This window comes from Pseudovibrio sp. FO-BEG1 (assembly GCF_000236645.1).
Lineage (GTDB): Bacteria > Pseudomonadota > Alphaproteobacteria > Rhizobiales > Stappiaceae > Pseudovibrio.
Map to the genome: position 1 here is coordinate 5,278,916 of NC_016642.1, position 18,329 is coordinate 5,297,244.

An 18,329-nucleotide genomic window follows, 5' to 3' on the forward strand; every position below is an offset into this window, starting at 1 on the left:
CAATGACAATCACGGATCGGCGCAAGTTCATTCTGGAACAGACACGCATTCACCCTGTTCCCCATGCGCCGTCCATCTCCCTTCACCTCGCAGACGAAAGCGTCGACCTTTGGCGTATGGGAGAAGAAGAGCTTGAAGAACTTGGTGTCCCCTCCCCTTTCTGGGCTTTCGCATGGGCAGGCGGACAAGCGCTAGCACGGTACATTCTCGACAACCCAGAAGTGGTCCAGGGCAAGCGCATCCTAGACTTTGCCAGCGGCTCTGGCCTTGTTGCCATTGCCGCGATGAAAGCCGGAGCAGCCTCTGCAGTTGCAGCGGACATCGACGCCTTTGCTTTCGATGCTGCACTTATCAACGCAGCACAAAACCATGTCACAATTAAAGTCACAGCAGAAGACCTGCTTGAAAGCAAGCTGGATGGGTATGACCTGATCTGCTGCGGTGATGTCTTCTACGACCCGGATATGACATCAAAGGTGCTAAGTTGGTTAGATGCAAACCAGAGAGCAGAACCAATCCCGGTTCTGGTTGGAGACCCGCAACGCTCTTACTTTCCTACCTCACGGCTTAAACACCTTCAAACCTACGAAATTCCGGTTCAACGAGAGCTGGAAGATAACGAGACCAAGAAGACCTCCGTCTACGCGTTTGTATGATCAGGGGTATACTCCCAAAATCTAATACACCGAATAATTGAATTTAATTAAAAGTAGAATTAACATTCCATTGTCGATAATAGCCACTGTGTTGTCATGGAAGATCTGCAACAACTGCTCATCAACCGGATGTACTCAACCGTTGTCACCGGTAAGGGCCTAGACGATATTCTGGCACCAATCGCCGAGAAATACCCGGATTTGCCCGTCACGTTCCAGGTCCAATGCCTCACACAAAACAACTACTATCACTTCTCGGCTCTCAACGTAGACAGTGCCTACAACGAGCTCATTGCTGAATTTATCCAGTTCAATCCTTTTCCCAAACTGCTTCAATCCGTTAGTTCTGATCAGCTAGTCTACTCAGAGCGCTTCCTGACCCAACAACAGCTGGAGCAGAACGAATTTTACAACAACGTCCTCAAAGGCCGGGACAACCTCAACCGCTCACGCGGGTTCCACCTGCACAGACAAGGCTCTGACGTTGCACTCGCAGCAGTCACCATGCCCGCCCGCTTTCAGGGCACAGAGGACGAAGAACTCTGCAATCTGCTGGAACGAATTCAGCCGCACTATCAAAACGCCTTCTCTCTGTTTCTTAAACTGGAAGCCCAGAAGAGAAACGTAGACCAACACACATTCTGGCTGGAGCAAATCCCCTCCGCCGCCTTCATTCTGGATCATGGCTTCCACATAGCCCTCAGCAACCAGAAAGGCCGTTCACTACTGCAGAAAAGCCGGTTCCTTTACGCCGACAGAAGCAACAACCTCGCAACCAACCATCGGATGTACACCAATAATCTGGAGAACCTCCTCCTCCAATGCAGAACTCAAAAAGTCCCGGTTGGTCCCTTCCCTCTGGGATGTGAAACCCCAACCCAACCACTGATCTCCTACGTTCCCCTGACAGTGCTGGAACAAGACACCAACGACGTAGAGCCCTTCCTGAAGAACTGGAGCCCGGTTCTCGCAGTCATCCTCGATCCAACCGACCATCCAGTTTCAAAGGAGGCGCTTATTCAGAAAATCTGGGGTGCAACCAACCGCGAGGCAGACATCGCGCAAATGCTGATCCGAGGCTTCTCTCTGAAGGAAACCGCAAACACTCTCAACATGAGCTACAACACCGCCCGCAACCACATCGCGGGACTAACAAGCAAAGCCGACATGAAGTCACAAAGTGAGCTGATCTCCTCTCTTACCGCCACTCTCTCCCGCATGCCTGAAACAGTAAGAGCACCAGGCCCTACCGATTAGGCCGGCTCACTTCCTCATAAAACTGAGCCAGCGACGTGACATTGGCACCGGTCTGGTAAGGAGACGTCAAAGCACATTCAACAATCACAGTTCGCTTATCTACCTGAAGCGAAAAGTCACTCGTCAACGGCCACAAGCTCCAGCTGTCCCGCAACGAGTTGTACCTCAGCGACGTTCCGTAGAGCCCCTCATTCACAAGGAGATTGATCGAAATGCTGCGACGAAAATCATAGGGAACCGTTTCGAACTCAGATCGAGCGGGCAACAGGCTGACATATCGGTGGGCTTTATTGAGAAACATCCATTGCTGTTTCTCTTCTGTGACATTGCGAAAAACACTCCGATAGATCGCCATACTGCCTCGCTACGACTGCTGTTAAAACTGGTGCAATATGTGACCTGACGTCAGCTATAGCTTAGCGTGATTAAGGTGTCTTCGGGTTAGTTAAGGAGCCTCAATCGCAGTTCATTTAATTTTACTCAACTGACCCTTTTGCGAGTGATTTGCTCTTGCAATATTTCACTGCACTAGGCCAAAGTGAGGTTCATTTTCTAATCTCAATAAGAATCCGAAGTTTTTAGGGAGCGCTCCAATGCCAACCATCAATCGTCTTGCGGAAATGCACGATGAAATCACAGCATGGCGCCGTGATTTTCATGAGTATCCTGAAGTCCTTTATGAAACTCATCGCACAGCAGCAAAAGTAGCCGAGATCCTGCAAGAGATCGGCGTTGATGAAGTTACTACAGGTGTTGGCCGTACGGGCGTAGTCGGCGTTATCAAAGGCCGCAACGGCGGTGCAGGCAAATCCATCGCCCTGCGCGCTGACATGGACGCACTTCCAATGTCTGAAGAAACCGGCAAAGAGTACGCTTCCAAAAACGAAGGCGCCATGCACGCCTGTGGTCACGACGGCCACACTGCAATGCTGCTAGGTACCGCAAAATACCTTGCTGAAACCCGCAACTTCGACGGCACAGTCATCCTTGTGTTCCAGCCAGCTGAAGAAGGCGGCGCTGGCGCAAAAGCAATGATGGACGACGGCCTGTTCACCCGCTGGAATGTCGACGAGATCTACGGCCTGCACAACCAGCCTGGCACTCCAATCGACCACTTCGCAACCCGCTCAGGCCCGCTGATGGCGTCAACCGACGAGTTCACCATCACCGTAAAAGGCATCGGCGGCCACGCAGCGTATCCGCACAACACAATCGACCCTGTTGTCGTTGGCTCCCAGATCGTCTCCGCACTGCAGTCCATCGCATCCCGTAACGTTGGCCCACTGCAGTCCATCGTCATCTCCGTGACCTTCTTCCAGGCAGGTACTGCCTACAACATCATCCCTGACACAGCGAAACTCGGCGGAACCATCCGCACGCTCAATCAGGATGTCCGCAAGCAAGCTGCAGAGCGTGTGAAGCAGGTTGTCGAAGGCGTATGCGCAGCAAACGGCGCTAGCGTGGACTTCGAGTTCAACGATGGTTACCCGTCTACCTCAAACCATCCAGAACAGACCAAATTCGCAACCCAGATCGCAGCTGAAATCGCAGGCAGCGCGGATAAGGTGGACGAGAACATCGAACCAACCATGGGCGGTGAAGACTTCGCTTACTATCTGGAAGAAAAGCCAGGCGCTTTCATCTTCCTCGGCAATGGCGACACCGCAGGGCTGCACCATCCGAAATATGACTTCAACGACGAAGCCATTCCATATGGTTGTTCCTATTTTATTAAACTGGTTGAAACCGCAATGCCTGCAACTTAAAATGCGCATTGCAATTTACGAGGCCTCGGATTTTTCCGAGGCTTCTCTATATTAAAAATATTCAGGCCATTACCGTGCAGATATCCAAGCAAGCTATTGAAGTCGCTCACAAACGAATTCAGAAGTACATCCGCAAAACACCATCTATTGTAAGCGGTAACGGTACCTTCGGCCTGAAGTACTCCATCTCTTTGAAGCTCGAGCATCTGCAACACTCAGGCTCATTCAAAGCCCGTGGAGCATTCAACTCACTACTAAACAACACAATCCCGGAAGCCGGCATCGCCGCAGCATCTGGTGGCAACCATGGCGCCGCCGTTGCGTGTGCCGCCCACGCTCTTGGATTGAAAGCCAAGATCTTCGTGCCTGAGATCTCCAATCCGGCCAAGATCGACAAAATCCGCAGCTTCGGTGCGGACGTTCACGTTGAAGGCGCAGCATACGCAGATGCAGCAGCCCTGTGCTCAGAATACCAGCAGCAAACCGGCGCAATCGACATTCATCCGTACGACGCTGTTGACACCATCAACGGCCAGGGAACTGTCGCACTGGAATGGGCTGAGCAAAGCCCGGATCTCGACACCATCCTCGTGGCTGTCGGTGGCGGCGGCCTTGCAGCAGGTGTTGCAAGTTACTACGCCAACAGCCCAACCAAGATCGTCGCTGTCGAGCCATATGGCTCCTGCTCCATGCACGCAGCGCTCGAAGCTGGCGAACCAGTGGACGTCGAACTCGACAGCATCGCAGCAAACGCTCTCGGTGCGAAGCGATGCGGCAGCTTCCCGTTTGAAGTTGCCCAAAGCCATATCGCAGAATCCATTCTGGTCGAAGACGACGCCATCCTGGCAGCTCAACGCCGTCTCTGGAGAGAGATGCAGCTCGTTGTTGAACCGGGAGGCGCAACTGCCCTCGCAGCTTTGATCTCCGGCGTCTACAAGCCAGAAGAAGGCGAGCGCATTGGCGTGCTGCTCTGTGGTGGCAACGCTGAGCTCCTTCAGGTCAACAACACCCTGTCTGGCCGATAAAAGAAAAGCGGTACCACCGTCAGGTGGTACCGCTCTCAAAATTCCTTAAAGAACCTTGCGCAGGAAGCTGCGGGTTCTTGGATCATCCGGGCTGGTAAAGATCTTCTCAGGCGGCCCTTGCTCAACAATACGCCCGCCTTCCATGAACAGAACGCGATCTGCAATCTCTTTTGCAAACGCCATCTCGTGTGTCACGATCAGCATGGTCTGGTGAGCCTGCGCAACCCGCGTCAGCAACTGCAGCACCTCATCCACCCATTCCGGATCCAGCGCAGAAGTCGGCTCATCCACCAGCATCAGCTCAGAATTACTGGCCATCGCACGGCCAATTCCAACACGCTGCTGCTGACCACCGGAAAGCGAAGCCGGATAAGCATCTGCTTTATCAGCCAGACCGATGTTCTGCAGGATCTCATTGGCACGCTCAAACGCAGTCTCTTTGGCTTCACCACGAACGGTGATCAGGCCTTCTGCGATGTTCTCACGCGCCGTCTTATTGGCAAACAGAGCATAGTTCTGGAACACAAACGCTGTTCTTAAACGCATCTCTTTGATCTGCGCAGCATTGGCTTTTTGAACATCAATGCTCTCACCATCAAGGATGTACTCACCCTGCTCTGGTGTCTCAAGAAAGTTGATGCAGCGGAGCAGCGTGGACTTACCGGTCCCGGATGGACCAATAATCGCAATGCGCTCGCCTTTTTTGATATCAAGGTCGATCCCGTTCAACACAGGAACACCATTATAGATTTTTGTGAGCCCGCGGATCTGGATCATCTTGAAACAGCCTTTGATAGTCGATTTTCAATTTTGGATTGAACGAAAGCAAGGCTCTCAACAACAACCCAGTAAATCACTGCAACCACAATAAAGGTCTCGAAGTACAGGAAGCTACCTGCAGCTTCTTTTTGTGCAGCCCCCATCAGCTCTGTCACACCAAGCGTAAAGGCAAGACTGGTGCTCTTGATGAGGTCAATGAAGTAGTTGATCAGGGTCGGCGCAGCAACACGAGCAGCCTGAGGCAAAATGATACGACGCATCATCTGGCCAGTGGACATACCGATAGACTTCGCCGCTTCCCACTGGCTGCGGTCCACACCCAGAATAGCTGCACGAATACTCTCTGCCATATAAGCAGAGAAGTGCAGCGTCAGGCCAACAATCGCAGCAGTCACCCCGTCAATCGCGGTGAGGAAAGAGAACAGCTGCGGCAGGCCGTAGTAGAACAGAAACAGCTGCACCAGCAGCGGTGTTCCACGAAAGAAACTGATAAAGAGCCGAGTGGCCGCATCCAGAACAGGAAAGCGGACCACACGGATAATCGCAAACAGCGATGCAAGTATGAGCGCCAAAATCATGGACACACTTGCCATACCCAAGGTTAGGGGTAGGTACTTTAAGAGGATCGGCAAAAGGCCGAGCATATAATCCAGATCTAAGGCACGCATGGTTTGTTCTTATTATTGAAGCACACTTTCAGGAGATGAGAATAAACGCCCGAAAGTGAACCAGATCAAAAGTAAAAGCAGTCCACCTGAATAATTCAGAAGCGAACTGCTTTACCAGTAAAAAAACAGAGAGCTTTAGTCAGCTTTTGTGATGTCCGCGCCAAACCACTTGTCGGAAATCTCAGCAAGCTTACCAGAAGCCTTCAGCTCGGTGATCGCACCGTCAACCTTAGCAGCCAAAGCTTTACCATCTTCATCAGTACGGAACGGCATTGCGTTGCGAATTTCAGAGAATGGTGCACCAGCCAGAGCCAGCGGCAGCGGAGTTTCTTTAATCACCTGAGTTGCACTGATGCGGTCGTGAATGAACGCGTCAACGCGACCAAGAGCAGTGTCCTGAGCCAGGTTGCTTTCGTAAGTGCGGATGTCGATTTCATCAGCAAATGGCAGACCGCGAAGCAGCTCTTCAAAGTTGGAGCCGAGGTTTACAGCAACGCTTTTGCCTTTAAGGTCTTCAACGCCGTTGATTTCCTCGTTGCCAGCTTTCACAACAACCTGCGCACCGTCATAAACGTATGGCTGGGAGAAGGTGAACTTGGCTTCACGCTCAGGAGTAATGGTGATCTGGTTTGCAATGGTGTCAATGCGGCCAGCTTCCAGAGCACCGATCAGGCCGGAGAAGCTCATGGTTACGAATTCAACGTCGTCACCAGTCTGCTCTGCAATCGCACGAGCAACATCAACTTCAAAGCCCTGCAGAACGTCCTGCTTGACAAAAGTGAATGGGAAATATCCACCAGACATGCCCACACGGATTGTTTCAGCCTGAGCAGGAACAGCCACGAGAAGGGCAAGAGCAGCAACAGTAGAACGAGAGAACATATCTATTCCTTATTCGTATTTTTTGTTGAGCACGTTCTACCAGAATGAGGAAAATTTTCTACAATTAGCCAAGCTAGAAGCTCAATTAAATCAAATAAACTACCAATGACAGAAATTATTAGAACACAATACCAGTAAATCCGAAATGCATAAAAAATACTTCTTTTAAGGCTACAGGTGACAAAATCTGATTTGAGAACATCTTGTTAATTTCTGCAATTTCCCAGCAAGATCACGGAGATGTTACAGGCAAAACGTGCACTTGCCCCAAGATTTTAGGCGAAACGTATAACTACTGACTCGTAGCCTGAAAAAAAATGCTCCCTGCAAAACAGAGAGCATTTTGGAACCAAAAGGCAAGCAGCTGATCAGCTCACCATATCAAAGAATTCAGCCTCCAACTCACACATATGAGTAAAGCTCTCAGAGATTTCGCTCTGGCGTTTCACACGCTCCTCTTCGCCAATTGAGTTCACTTCCCGTTTGATCCATTCAATGAACTCACCAAACTCATCGGTGGCAAGAAACTCAACCCACTCCGCAAGATAGAAGCGCTCTGGACGTGGCTTGGAAGCTTCCCGGTGTCCCCATTCACGATAGATCCACTCAGAAGCAAGAAGCGTGGCCATACCATCCACGTAGTGGCCTTTGCCAGCTGTTGAGAGCAACGTTGCACCAATCGCGCGTGTCACCGTGTTCGGCTTGGCATTTTCATAAGTCTCAGGTTCAACACCCAGCTCTTTAAATGTTCGCTGGAAATATGAGAGCTCGTTGGATGTCAGCTGATGCGTAAACTCAGCAAGGCGCGCTTTTGAAGCCATAGATGGCGCTTTGGCAATCAGGAAGCCGAGAGCTGACGCCAGATCCTGAATGTAGTGATAGTCCTCAAGCAAGTAACGGAGGAACACGTCCTTGCTTACTGTGTCATTACCAACCGCACTCGTGAACGGATGATTGATTGCTCTGTTCCACGCAGGTCCTGCAGATTTCACCAGCCAATCAGTGAAGGTCTCATCCGTATGAGTGATCTTGTAATTGGCATAACTTGCAGTGTTCAGCATTCGCGTGTGCCTCCCAACACATTGTCCTAGAGCGTATCCCACAAAAGCACCTCTGGCTTTCCATCAGGAATACGCGTGGCAAAAAAGCTAAGAGCATGACACGTAAATCCTGATGAACGCGAAGTGCTCTGGCTTACATCTACTTCGAACAATGCCACTCAGAGTTGGGCTGCACTAGACGGAAATCACCGTATATGCCCCCTGCAATTTTAGGGGTATCATCGCGCGTTCGTCTGCAACCACCGCACTGCATCGGATATTGCCGATGACAAGTCAGGCCTGCCATTCATACAAAATATCCGGCGCTCCTTCTTCATTCTCTGAACCGCTTGTCCGCTTCACTTCCTTAAAGCCATGCGCTTCGTAGAATGCTCTCGCATCCACATTCTCAACAAAGCACATCAACTTAAGAGTCCCGGAAGATTGAGCTTTTGCTTGGTCTAAGAGCTTTGTACCAATGCCCTTCCGCAGATGCCGCGGATCCAGATAAAGCTGTTCTATCCAGTCATCTTTGATGGCCATCATACCTATGATTTGCTCATCTCCCATGACTATTGTCAGTTCATTGCTCTTAAAAACAATATTTTGGAAGAACCAGAGATCTTCTTCAGGCGTGTGCAATCTGGGCAAAAATGAAAGACACCGGCCTCGCGAATACCTGTACATACGCGCTACTTCCGGCAACTCATCAAATCGCGCAGCTCTAATTTCAAGTGTCTGCATAATACCCCCTCAATTTGGCAAAACCCTAGCATAGCAATTGGGTAAAGTATCCCCACAAACACCAGTGGCACCGCAGGGTTTTCTGTGCAGTGTTGGAGCTGGAGTTCCCGAGTTAATCGGGAAGAGCAAGGCGGCAGGCAATGCCTGCGCAAGTAATGAGTAAGTTAGTTTCTTCGGCATTGGCTTGTCGCCTTGCCCGGGCGTTTTTGCAGGAGGCTAAGGCCAGGGTCCAGAAGACACTTGGAAGACTTAAGGCTGTTGGAAAGCCTCAGGTCTCAGTGCTGGCGCCCACTGGTCTGGCCGGACATCCGCTATCCCTCAACACTGTTGGTGAAAGGGGAACCTCCACGGACCTGCTGCGAAATACGTTACCTTCCACAGTAGCCCCACCCAGCCTACGACCAACTGAAGGACGGTCCCCCAGCCAGCCCGTTACGCAGGCATGAGTTAAGACTACGGGAGAAATGCACGAGGGGGATAAGTTTTGTGTTTATCTTCGATGTCCCAAGCAAAAAGGGCACCCGAAAAGGTGCCCTTCGTAATCTCAATGCATGCTGCGCAACTTATGCAGCAGCTTCTGCTTTTGGCTTGATCAAGCCACGGTTCACCAGAACCTCAGCAATCTGCACGGTGTTCAGCGCAGCACCTTTACGCAGGTTATCGGAAACAACCCACATGTTCAGGCCGTTCTCAACAGTCGCATCTTCGCGGATACGGGAAACGTAAGTCGCGTCCTCACCAGCACACTCGTAAGGAGTGACGTAGCCACCGTCTTCACGCTTGTCGACAACCAGAATACCTGGCGCTTCACGCAGCAGATCCTGTGCTTCTTCAGGAGAAAGCGGGTTTTCCAATTCCATGTTAACGGACTCAGAGTGACCAACGAACACAGGTACGCGAACAGCAGTACAGGTGACTTTGATGGTCGGGTCGAGCATCTTCTTGGTCTCAGCCAGAACCTTCCACTCTTCCTTGGTGTAACCGTCTTCCATGAACTCATCGATGTGCGGGATCACGTTAAACGCAATGCGCTTAGTGAACTTCTGCGGCTCAATCGGGTCATTCACGAACACAGCGCGGGTCTGGTTGAACAGCTCATCCATCGCTTCTTTACCGCCACCAGAAACGGACTGGTAAGTGGAGACAACGAGGCGCTTGATGCCAGCTTTCTCATGGATCGGCTTCAGCGCAACAACCAGCTGTGCGGTCGAGCAGTTCGGGTTCGCAATGATGTTCTTCTTTTTAAAGTCAACGATATCGTCAGCGTTCACTTCAGGAACGATCAGCGGCACATCCGCATCATAACGCCATGCAGAAGAATTATCGATGACAACGCAGCCCTTCGCAGCGATCTTCGGTGCCCACTCTTTCGCGATAGAACCACCAGCAGACATCAGGCAGATATCAACGGAAGAGAAGTCGAAGTTCTCCATCGCCTGAACTTTCAGGGTCTTATCGCCGAAGGAAATCTCTTTGCCCTGAGAGCGACGTGACGCCAGCGCGATCACTTCATCAGCAGGGAAACCACGCTCAGCCAGAATGTCCAGCATTTCTGCGCCCACATTGCCGGTAGCACCTGCAATCGCAACCTTATAACCCATTGGTTCTGTCCTCTTTCGTCTCCCCCGCTGAGCCGCCGAGGAGCGTTCCACCCCCGGTCTGGCCCCCTAGCGCCCTCCGTCCCGGGGAGAGCGCGGGAAAGAGAGGCACCGTCAGGCGGTGGTCTTTGTCGTTTTAGTGGTGGTTTTTGTGGTAGCAGTTTTGAGCGCAACAGAAGCCATGCGCGCGGTCATCGCACGTTTCATGGTCGCCTTCATGTTGGTCATCGCAAACATCATGCTGCTAAACTCTGCCCCTAAAATTGGTCGCGCAGAAATTGCCTATATCAACCTCATTTGTCAACAGGCATATCTTGGGCAATTTGGAGAGGCCAAACTTCTGTCACTTCGCCACACCAGGAAACCACGGATTTCGGTCAGTTTTCACCGAAACACTTAATAATCACCGAAATAAGGCTGACATAATCTCAAAAGTGAGCACCCTGCATCGCAGGCTCACTCCTGAGCTGTCTCAAAGGTCGCAGCAACTATGACTTGCACACGTCATATCGAGCAACTAATAATATTTTAAACGCAATTTAATCTTCAAGATAGCTTGCTCCTGAACTGCGAATTCATGAGCATACCTAAACTTTAACGAGCGGCGCAGAGTTAACAATGAAATACACCAAGATCTTATCAGCCCTGTTTATTGGACTGACCGTAACCGCGTGTAACTATGAAACACAGGTCTCCCTGTATGCGAGTGATCTGACTGAAGACACCGCAGACAAGCCAATCTACGCCCCAATCCAGCTCGTTGGCACAGGTACTTTCTCTCAGGAAGATTGCGACAAAATCCGCGGCAAGGTTGAGCCGTCTCTAAATCGTTACTTCCAGAACGTTGAATTCAAAGGCTGCGCACGCGATTCCGGCAGTATTGATCGCAAAATCTCCTTCAGCGCAAGCGTGCCAGTTCATATCGGTTCCTGGCAGAGCAACGTTACAGAAACCAAGATCCAGCAGCCATACGGTGTTCTGATCGGCTATGATCAGGAAACACCAAAGGAAAAGCTGGTGCTGATCGCTAAGGGTGACACCTACGACGTTTTCACCAAAGAGCTTGATAACGAGCTGACTGGCTCCAAACTCTACAGCGACGGCGCCGAGATCACGATCGACCTCCAGAACGACACGCGTGAGCAGATTTCATTCATTGGATCAGGCGTCTTCGTAAACGGCACTGCGTATGGCAATGTACGTCAGATGAAATTCTCTCTGCAGCGTCGCGACAACCTGCTCATCCAGCTCTCAGACGTCTCCTCACAGCATATCAAATCTGATGGCATGGAGCTCGTGGGCACCATCAACTTCGGACAGTAATCTATAAGTCCAAGCAAACTTAGAGGCATCTCCGGATGCCTCTAGCTCACATCCCCAAACGCATTCACAAGTTGCCCACCACGTTGAACTTGCCGTAACTCCGGCACACAGCGCTCCGCATTCAGTTGCGCCGCCCACTCAACATCAGCTGCATAGCTATAATGCGTTAGCTCTTGACCGCTGACACAGCCTTCCAGCGCGCTATGCAGAGTATCTGCGCAGGAGAGATAGCCTGCTTGAGCCAGCGAGGCTTCGGGCGACAGAGAGCACTCCAGAAAATGAGCAATCGCACCACAGGCGATCTGGTCTTCGAATGCCGGTCGCAAGCTACCATTCGGCCATTTTTCTCCCGCTGCAAGCAGCAGTACCTTCCCAGGAATCTCAGCAAGATAAGCAGCAACCGCTGAGGCATTTCGCAGAGCACCAGCAAACACCCGCCCTTCTCTTGGCAAAGTAGAGAGCGTAGCCCCGTTAGGACTTGGCAGCACCAGCACCTCATCGGCAGAAAGCCCCATCAGTGTTGGAGGTGACAGAGAAAACCCACCTTCCCGCCTCTTGTGGGCACAAACACCACCGACCTCAGTGGCGAGTTTCTTCCCCTCTTCCCGATCAGCAACGGGCACCACCAAAGCACCTCTACCACAAGCGACAGCAGTCGCCGTTGAAAAGCTCAGACAGTCAACGATTACAGTCGCAGCATAGCCATCGCTGCTTGCATTGCGCCCCCATTCCACATGCACAAAGTCAGCCATAAACAACCTCAAAATGATAAAACCGTGGGCACCTGAAAAAGAGTACCAATCAATTCTTGCATGGCACCGCTTCTGCACTCAGTCTGAGAGAAGCAGTCAAAATCACAACGGAATAATGATGGATCTACTTTCTCAATTGCAAGCACTTGCTGTCGATCTCGAGCGCTCTCAGCTGCCAGAGGTCTTCAAGTATGCATGGTGGGTCTATCCGGCAATCAACACAGGCCACATCGTTGGTCTGGCCATGTTGTTCGGCTCCCTTGTGCCGCTGGACCTGCGCATGATGGGCATGTGGCGTTCGATCCCGCTGTATGATCTGGCACGCCCCCTCACCCGCATTGCACTTCTGGGAGGCCTGATCGCCATCGCAACCGGCATCTTCCTGCTCTCAGTCAAAGCTCAGGTCTACGTCAATGCCCCCATCTTCTGGGCTAAGTCTGGCTTCTTCGTGCTTGCCTTGCTGAACGCGCTGCTCCTGCGCTTCAACAAGCCTTGGCGCTATCTGGCACAAGTGGATTCCCGCGGAACCATCCCGCGTTTCAAGTCCGCTGGCTTCATTTCACTCTTCAGCTGGCTCGGCGTCCTCATATGCGGTCGCATGTTTGGGTATCTCTAACGGAACAAGTTAGACAACGCCCCAGTCTTTGCGGCATAAAGGCCGAACTAAAAACATCGGACAACACCAATGATCATCCGCGCTGAGCTACCATCTGACATCGAAATCATCCGCGATCTTGTTTACGCAGCTTTTGAAAACCATCCGCACCATGAACCCGGAGCAAAACCAACCGAACACCTGATTGTAGATCAACTGCGCGAGAACGGGGAGCTGAGCTTGTCACTCATCGCGGGACAGGCAGGCGGCATGGTAGGCCACATCGCCTTCTCTCCAATAACAATCGATGGTGAGGATAAGGGTTGGTATGGTCTTGGCCCGGTGGCAATTGTGCCGAAACATCAAGGCAAAGGTTTTGGTGCCGCTCTCATTATGGAAGGCATGCTGCAAATCAGGCAGCGTGGCGCAAAAGGCGTCGTTTTGCTTGGAGAGCCGAAATACTACAGCCGCTTTGGCTTCCAGCAGGCAGAAAGCCTCACCTTCCCCGGTGTGCCAGCAGAATACTTCATGCAGCACACCTTTGAAGGAGAGACGCCAACCGGCACTGTTGCTTATTCCGAGGCCTTCTCAGCGAGCTAAGGCGAAGAACTAAAACGGCTATTCATCACATTTGTCGGGCAAGGCCTGACTTAAAGGCTTATCCGTTGGCTTCAACTCACCCTTGTTAATCGCAATGGGAGAGTAAGGCGGATCGGTAATAGTACCCGGCACCACCATATGTAAGACATAACAACCTGCATAAACCTGAGAAGTGCCATCAGAAAGGTGCGTTTCAATCGCAACCGGAAGCGCCCAGTATATCTGACTCATGCCTGGGTCTGGCTGAGTGGATCCATAACGAAGTTGAACAGACTCAGTTGTTCGAAAACCGTCTTTCCACTTATCGAAATTCTTGGGTGGAGTATTGAAGTAGCTATACGCCTGCACATAATCTTTGCGATTGATGGCATTGTAGTAGCTCTCAATAACCGCTTCGGGAGTGCTGCGGTTGTCCATGTAAGGAATGCCATCAAACACCAATGAGTTGGCGTTCGATGCCCCCAAAACCGCGAGTATCACACAGGCTCCGGCAAAGCTCTTCCGCTTGAACATGGTTGCATCCAGTCTTGTTCTTTTTTGATGCAACCAAGTCCAGCAAAGAGAAGCTAAGGCAGGTTTAAACCGCCTAGTGCGCTCTTACGTAAACCGCTTCATTGGTAAACGAACCTGCATCCAGCAGGTGTACTGTTTGATAAACAGTCAGCTGCGAGCCATCTTCGTTCAGCTCACGCTTGGCAACCATAATAGTCAGGCCACCACGCTTGGCTTCAGAAACCAGATCACCATCTGTGTTCAGAGAAAGAGAAAGCGTATCAGCAAACGGGTTTTCTGGCATCGGGCGGTCTTCACCGTCTGGAATACCAGAGAAGTTCGCTTCCACGGTCTCTCCTTCACCCTCAACGGTTTTCATGAAGAAGCCGATCTCGCCATCCTTCTCGGCGATCGTCAGGCTTCCGCCCCACGGCACAGCACCCTGCTCATAGTTTGAGACATCCGGATCCAAAATCCAGGTACCGAGAAAGGGTCTTATACGTTCATCCATGCTCTGCCTTCCAGCAATGCTTCTCATAAAATTCTTGGTCCACGCTTATGCCGCAGTGCTGTTTTCAGCGCAACCGCGTGGCACAGCTAACTCCCGTGATTAACATCGGGTGGCCAAACTTCCAAAAAACCAATCTTAAAACGGCAGGCCCATCTAACGGAACCTTTGCGCTCTTCGCCCACAATCGCAGGCAAAAGAACCGCTCCGGAGGCCCCATGCTCAAGCGCATTGCCAGCAAACCGTTCGCCTTGTTCAAGATCACATTGGCCCTGTTTGCCTTTGTCCTTCAGCCCGTTGCAGCCAACGCCTGCACAAGCTTTGTCCTTTCCACCGTCGACAACATCCGCATGTACGGTCGCACCATGGAGTTCGGCAAACAGATCCCCACTAAAATTGGGCTCATCCCACGCGGTTACAAGTTCCAATCCAAAATCAACGATGAGATAGGGTTCAGCTGGACAGGCAAGATAGCGGTCATCGGCGCCAGTATCTTCGATAGCCCTGCCATGGTCGATGGCATGAACGAGTATGGGCTTTCAGGTGGCGCCCTCTACTTCCCCGGCTTTGCTGGTTACAAAAACCCATCACGTAGCGAAGAAGAGAGAGCTAAGGAAATCAATCAGGTAGACTTCCTCGTCTGGATGCTCTCAACCTTCAAAACGGTCGAAGAAATCAAGATCAATCTGGATAAGGTTTCTCTGGTCGGCACCTATTATGCAAACATGGATGAGATCCCACCTCTGCATTACACGCTGCATGATGCTGCCGGTTTCTCAATCGTCATTGAGCCCGTTGATGGCGAAATCAAAGTCTACGACAATCCTTACACCGTGCTCACCAACTCGCCTGACTTCGAGTGGCACACCCAGAACATCCGCAACTACCTGTTCCTCTCCCCTTTCAACATCGGCACCACCACCATTATGGGACAGGAACTGGAGCCATTTGGTCAGGGATCAGGTCTGCTTGGCATTCCCGGTGATCCAACTCCTCCCTCCCGTTTTATTCGGGCTCTAGGGCTGATCTCCACCATTGACGCCTCTGAGCTGAACAAGAACCGGCTGGTGACAATGGAGCACGTGCTGAATAACTTCGATATTCCCAAAGGGTTCGTAAGGCCTGCCATCTCGCCTACTGAGCAAGAGCAGGAAGCCAACGATTACACCCAATGGTCCGCCATCGCGGACATTGAAAACAAGATCTACTACATCAAAACCTACGAGAACACGACGCTCCACGGCGTCAGCTTTGATGACTTTGATGTCACCAGCGGCCAGCTGCAGTTTGTGAACCTGCCGAGCCCAAAACCAACACAGCCTCTGCTGCCACCTATGCAATAAAAAACAGGGCTCCCGAACCAACGGAAGCCCTGCTTCAAAACTCTAGAATTTTGGCTGTCGCTTAGGCTGAAACACCTGCAAGAGCAGTCAGCTCAGCAACAATGGCATCACCCATCTGTGCGGTGGTGATGGTTGCTTCGCCTTCTTTCGCGATGTCTTTGGTGCGCAGACCTTTATCCAGTGCGTTGGAGATAGCTTTTTCAAGCATGTCTGCCTCAGCAATTTTCTGGAAGGAGTAGCGCAGCGCCATTGCAAAGCTTGCGATCATTGCAATTGGGTTAGCCGCACCGGTGCCTGCGATGTCTGGCGCAGAACCATGCACTGGCTCATAAAGTGCCTTACGCTTGCCAGTTGCATCATCAGGCGCACCAAGAGAAGCAGATGGCAGCATGCCCAGAGAGCCGGTCAGCATCGCAGCAACATCAGAAAGCATGTCACCGAACAGGTTGTCAGTTACGATAACGTCGAACTGTTTTGGCCAGCGAACCAGCTGCATGCCACCAGCATCTGCCAGCATGTGATCCAGCTCAACATCGGCGTAATTCGCTTTGTGCGTAGCAGTTACAACTTCATTCCAAAGCACGCCGGACTTCATCACATTGCGCTTTTCCATGGAACAAACTTTGTTGTCACGGGTGCGTGCAAGATCAAATGCAACGCCAGCAATACGCTCGATCTCGTAGCTGTCATAAACCTGCGTATCGATACCGCGCTTCTGGCCGTTATCCAGCTCGATGATCTCTTTCGGTTCACCGAAGTAAACACCACCGGTCAGCTCACGAACGATCAGGATGTCCAGACCTTCAATCACTTCCGGCTTCAGAGAAGACGCATCAGCCAGCGCTGGGTAGCAGATTGCAGGGCGCAGGTTTGCAAACAGGCCAAGATCTTTACGCAGACGCAGCAGACCAGCTTCCGGACGAACCTCATAAGGAACATCATCCCACTTAGGGCCACCAACAGCACCGAAGATCACAGCATCAGCAGCCTGTGCTTTCGCCATATCTTCTTCAGAGATGGAAACGCCGTGCGCATCGTACGCGCTGCCACCAACAAGGCCTTCGTCATACTCGTAAGTATCTTCGCCCTGCTCGTTGAGCCAGGCGATAACCTTTTTCACCTCTTCCATAATTTCCGGACCAATTCCATCACCAGGAAGAAGCAGGAGCTTGTTGGATGCCATGGGTCAATATCCCGTTTTCTGCAAATTGAAGTTGACCATTTGTGCCGCCTCACCCCTGCTATTGCAAGGTTCAATATTTCAACGAAAATGGATGGGTCCTCAACAATAGTGCCTTAGACAGGTTTCTTTAATCCCACCATGATACTCTTCGGCAACTGAGCGTAGACAGTTCTAAGGCACTGCAAAATATGCATAACTTGTTAGTCATAGGTGGATCGGGCTTTGTGGGTGCATCGCTCATCCCGGCCCTAATTTCGAAGGGCTATAATGTAACCCTGCTCAACAGAGGGTCTCGCCCTGTTCCCGGAACACAACAGCTTATCGCTGACAGGAACGATCCATTCGCCATGAAGCAAGTGGCGGGCAGATACGAAGCTGTAATTGATACAAGCGCTTACACCCGTGAGCAGTCAGAAATCGCCTTCAACACCTTCGGCATTCACGCCAAAAAGTGGATCCATCTCTCCAGTGCTGCGGTCTACAAGGAAACCAAAGGGCATCTGCCAAGTGAGAAAGACTCAATTGGCGGCGCCTCTGTTTGGGGTGCCTACGGCAGAGACAAATCTGAGGCCGATCACTTCCTGCTCAATCAGGAACACACACCCGCTGTCGCTATTCGTCCGCCTTACCTGTACGGGCCAAACAACGACATCGACCGCGAGCAATTCGTCTGGGCCCGAGCCCTGACAGAACGCCCGATCATTCTGCCGGGTGATGGCCAGACCAAACTGCAGTTCCTGCATGAGGAAGATCTCGCCAGCTTCATCCTGTATCTGCTGGCAATGCACGCCATGCCGACCGAAGCGGTCAATCTGGCTGATCCGCATATCCTGACAATCGAGAAGTGGGTGCGGATGCTCTGCGACATTGTGGAGGTTGAGCCAGAAATCATCTACGGCAAAGACATGGCCCCAGGCATCCCGGCCCGCGAGTACTTCCCATTCCGCGATTATGACTGCGCGCTCGACGTCACCAGATATCTGGAGAACTTCGACTGGCAGCCTCAATATAAGTTACGGGAAGGCTTCACCCACACCTTCAAGAGCTACACCAGAGAAGAGCTTGCAAGAAGCTCCCCTCCAACACTCGCTGAAAAAGCAATCGAATACTAATCCCA

The 18,329-nt window shown here is 51.6% G+C and carries 21 protein-coding genes; 10 read left to right on the forward strand and 11 right to left on the reverse strand.

Annotation, left to right across the window (positions count from 1 at the left end; all coding sequences use genetic code 11):
* Positions 1-2 precede the first annotated feature (2 nt).
* Together PSE_RS23755 and PSE_RS23760 are read left to right on the forward strand one after the other, a co-directional pair.
* Complete coding sequence (locus tag PSE_RS23755) at positions 3-656, forward strand: methyltransferase (RefSeq protein ID WP_014287105.1); 654 nt, start codon at positions 3-5, stop codon at positions 654-656.
* A 96-nt stretch (positions 657-752) separates the two neighbouring features.
* Positions 753-1,913: a helix-turn-helix transcriptional regulator gene (locus PSE_RS23760; RefSeq protein WP_014287106.1), complete on the forward strand. Its 1,161-nt coding sequence runs from the start codon at positions 753-755 to the stop codon at positions 1,911-1,913.
* On the opposite strand, the gene PSE_RS23765 is transcribed toward PSE_RS23760, so the two are convergent.
* Positions 1,903-2,268, reverse strand: a complete 366-nt coding sequence (locus PSE_RS23765) for a hypothetical protein (RefSeq protein ID WP_014287107.1) — start codon at positions 2,266-2,268, stop codon at positions 1,903-1,905. The genes PSE_RS23760 and PSE_RS23765 overlap by 11 nt on opposite strands.
* A gap of 238 nt (positions 2,269-2,506) precedes the next feature.
* Here PSE_RS23765 and PSE_RS23770 point away from each other — a divergent pair, with 238 nt between their 5' ends.
* On the forward strand, positions 2,507-3,679 hold the full coding sequence (locus PSE_RS23770; protein WP_014287108.1) for a M20 aminoacylase family protein: 1,173 nt from the start codon (positions 2,507-2,509) through the stop codon (positions 3,677-3,679).
* 74 nt (positions 3,680-3,753) lie between these two features.
* Positions 3,754-4,704, forward strand: a complete 951-nt coding sequence (locus PSE_RS23775) for a threonine/serine dehydratase (protein ID WP_014287109.1) — start codon at positions 3,754-3,756, stop codon at positions 4,702-4,704.
* 45 nt (positions 4,705-4,749) lie between these two features.
* Here the strand turns inward: PSE_RS23775 and PSE_RS23780 are convergent, their stop codons facing one another.
* The 6 genes from PSE_RS23780 to PSE_RS23805 form a co-directional block, all read right to left on the reverse strand.
* Positions 4,750-5,481, reverse strand: a complete 732-nt coding sequence (locus PSE_RS23780; protein ID WP_014287110.1) for an amino acid ABC transporter ATP-binding protein — start codon at positions 5,479-5,481, stop codon at positions 4,750-4,752.
* Entirely contained in the window at positions 5,478-6,152 is a 675-nt protein-coding gene (locus PSE_RS23785) for an amino acid ABC transporter permease (RefSeq protein WP_041768792.1), read from the reverse strand. The genes PSE_RS23780 and PSE_RS23785 overlap by 4 nt, the downstream gene beginning before the upstream one ends.
* Positions 6,153-6,287: 135 nt before the next feature.
* Entirely contained in the window at positions 6,288-7,034 is a 747-nt protein-coding gene (locus tag PSE_RS23790) for an amino acid ABC transporter substrate-binding protein (protein WP_008551375.1), read from the reverse strand.
* Positions 7,035-7,402: 368 nt separating this feature from the next.
* Positions 7,403-8,095: a TenA family protein gene (locus PSE_RS23795; RefSeq protein ID WP_008551737.1), complete on the reverse strand. Its 693-nt coding sequence runs from the start codon at positions 8,093-8,095 to the stop codon at positions 7,403-7,405.
* A 273-nt stretch (positions 8,096-8,368) separates the two neighbouring features.
* The gene (locus PSE_RS23800; protein ID WP_041768793.1) at positions 8,369-8,818 is read right to left on the reverse strand and encodes a GNAT family N-acetyltransferase; all 450 of its coding nucleotides are present in this window, start codon (positions 8,816-8,818) and stop codon (positions 8,369-8,371) included.
* 563 nt (positions 8,819-9,381) lie between these two features.
* Positions 9,382-10,419, reverse strand: coding sequence for an aspartate-semialdehyde dehydrogenase (locus PSE_RS23805; protein ID WP_014287113.1), 1,038 nt, complete (start codon positions 10,417-10,419; stop codon positions 9,382-9,384).
* A gap of 118 nt (positions 10,420-10,537) precedes the next feature.
* Here PSE_RS23805 and PSE_RS27265 point away from each other — a divergent pair, with 118 nt between their 5' ends.
* Together PSE_RS27265 and PSE_RS23810 are read left to right on the forward strand one after the other, a co-directional pair.
* A complete protein-coding gene (locus PSE_RS27265) occupies positions 10,538-10,816 on the forward strand; it encodes a hypothetical protein (protein WP_014287114.1) in 279 nt (92 codons plus the stop codon).
* A gap of 218 nt (positions 10,817-11,034) precedes the next feature.
* Positions 11,035-11,739 carry a hypothetical protein gene (locus PSE_RS23810; protein ID WP_014287115.1) on the forward strand — a complete coding sequence of 235 codons (705 nt, stop codon included), beginning with the start codon at positions 11,035-11,037 and terminating at the stop codon, positions 11,737-11,739.
* A gap of 41 nt (positions 11,740-11,780) precedes the next feature.
* Here the strand turns inward: PSE_RS23810 and PSE_RS23815 are convergent, their stop codons facing one another.
* Entirely contained in the window at positions 11,781-12,491 is a 711-nt protein-coding gene (locus PSE_RS23815; protein ID WP_014287116.1) for a 2-phosphosulfolactate phosphatase, read from the reverse strand.
* 115 nt (positions 12,492-12,606) lie between these two features.
* Here PSE_RS23815 and PSE_RS23820 point away from each other — a divergent pair, with 115 nt between their 5' ends.
* On the forward strand, positions 12,607-13,107 hold the full coding sequence (locus PSE_RS23820) for a hypothetical protein (RefSeq protein WP_014287117.1): 501 nt from the start codon (positions 12,607-12,609) through the stop codon (positions 13,105-13,107).
* 69 nt (positions 13,108-13,176) lie between these two features.
* Positions 13,177-13,686 (forward strand): GNAT family N-acetyltransferase, encoded by a 510-nt coding sequence (locus tag PSE_RS23825; protein WP_014287118.1) that lies wholly within the window; start codon positions 13,177-13,179, stop codon positions 13,684-13,686.
* Positions 13,687-13,704: 18 nt separating this feature from the next.
* On the opposite strand, the gene PSE_RS23830 is transcribed toward PSE_RS23825, so the two are convergent.
* Positions 13,705-14,199, reverse strand: coding sequence for a hypothetical protein (locus PSE_RS23830; protein ID WP_008551517.1), 495 nt, complete (start codon positions 14,197-14,199; stop codon positions 13,705-13,707).
* 73 nt (positions 14,200-14,272) lie between these two features.
* The gene (locus PSE_RS23835; RefSeq protein ID WP_008551732.1) at positions 14,273-14,689 is read right to left on the reverse strand and encodes a hypothetical protein; all 417 of its coding nucleotides are present in this window, start codon (positions 14,687-14,689) and stop codon (positions 14,273-14,275) included.
* A gap of 215 nt (positions 14,690-14,904) precedes the next feature.
* On the opposite strand from PSE_RS23835, the gene PSE_RS23840 reads away from it, so the two are divergent.
* Positions 14,905-16,029 (forward strand): linear amide C-N hydrolase, encoded by a 1,125-nt coding sequence (locus tag PSE_RS23840; protein WP_148266195.1) that lies wholly within the window; start codon positions 14,905-14,907, stop codon positions 16,027-16,029.
* A gap of 61 nt (positions 16,030-16,090) precedes the next feature.
* Here the strand turns inward: PSE_RS23840 and leuB are convergent, their stop codons facing one another.
* Positions 16,091-17,212: a 3-isopropylmalate dehydrogenase gene (gene leuB, locus PSE_RS23845; protein WP_014287121.1), complete on the reverse strand. Its 1,122-nt coding sequence runs from the start codon at positions 17,210-17,212 to the stop codon at positions 16,091-16,093.
* A 188-nt stretch (positions 17,213-17,400) separates the two neighbouring features.
* Between leuB and PSE_RS23850 the strand changes: the two genes are divergently transcribed.
* Complete coding sequence (locus tag PSE_RS23850; protein WP_083417412.1) at positions 17,401-18,324, forward strand: NAD-dependent epimerase/dehydratase family protein; 924 nt, start codon at positions 17,401-17,403, stop codon at positions 18,322-18,324.
* Positions 18,325-18,329 lie beyond the last annotated feature (5 nt).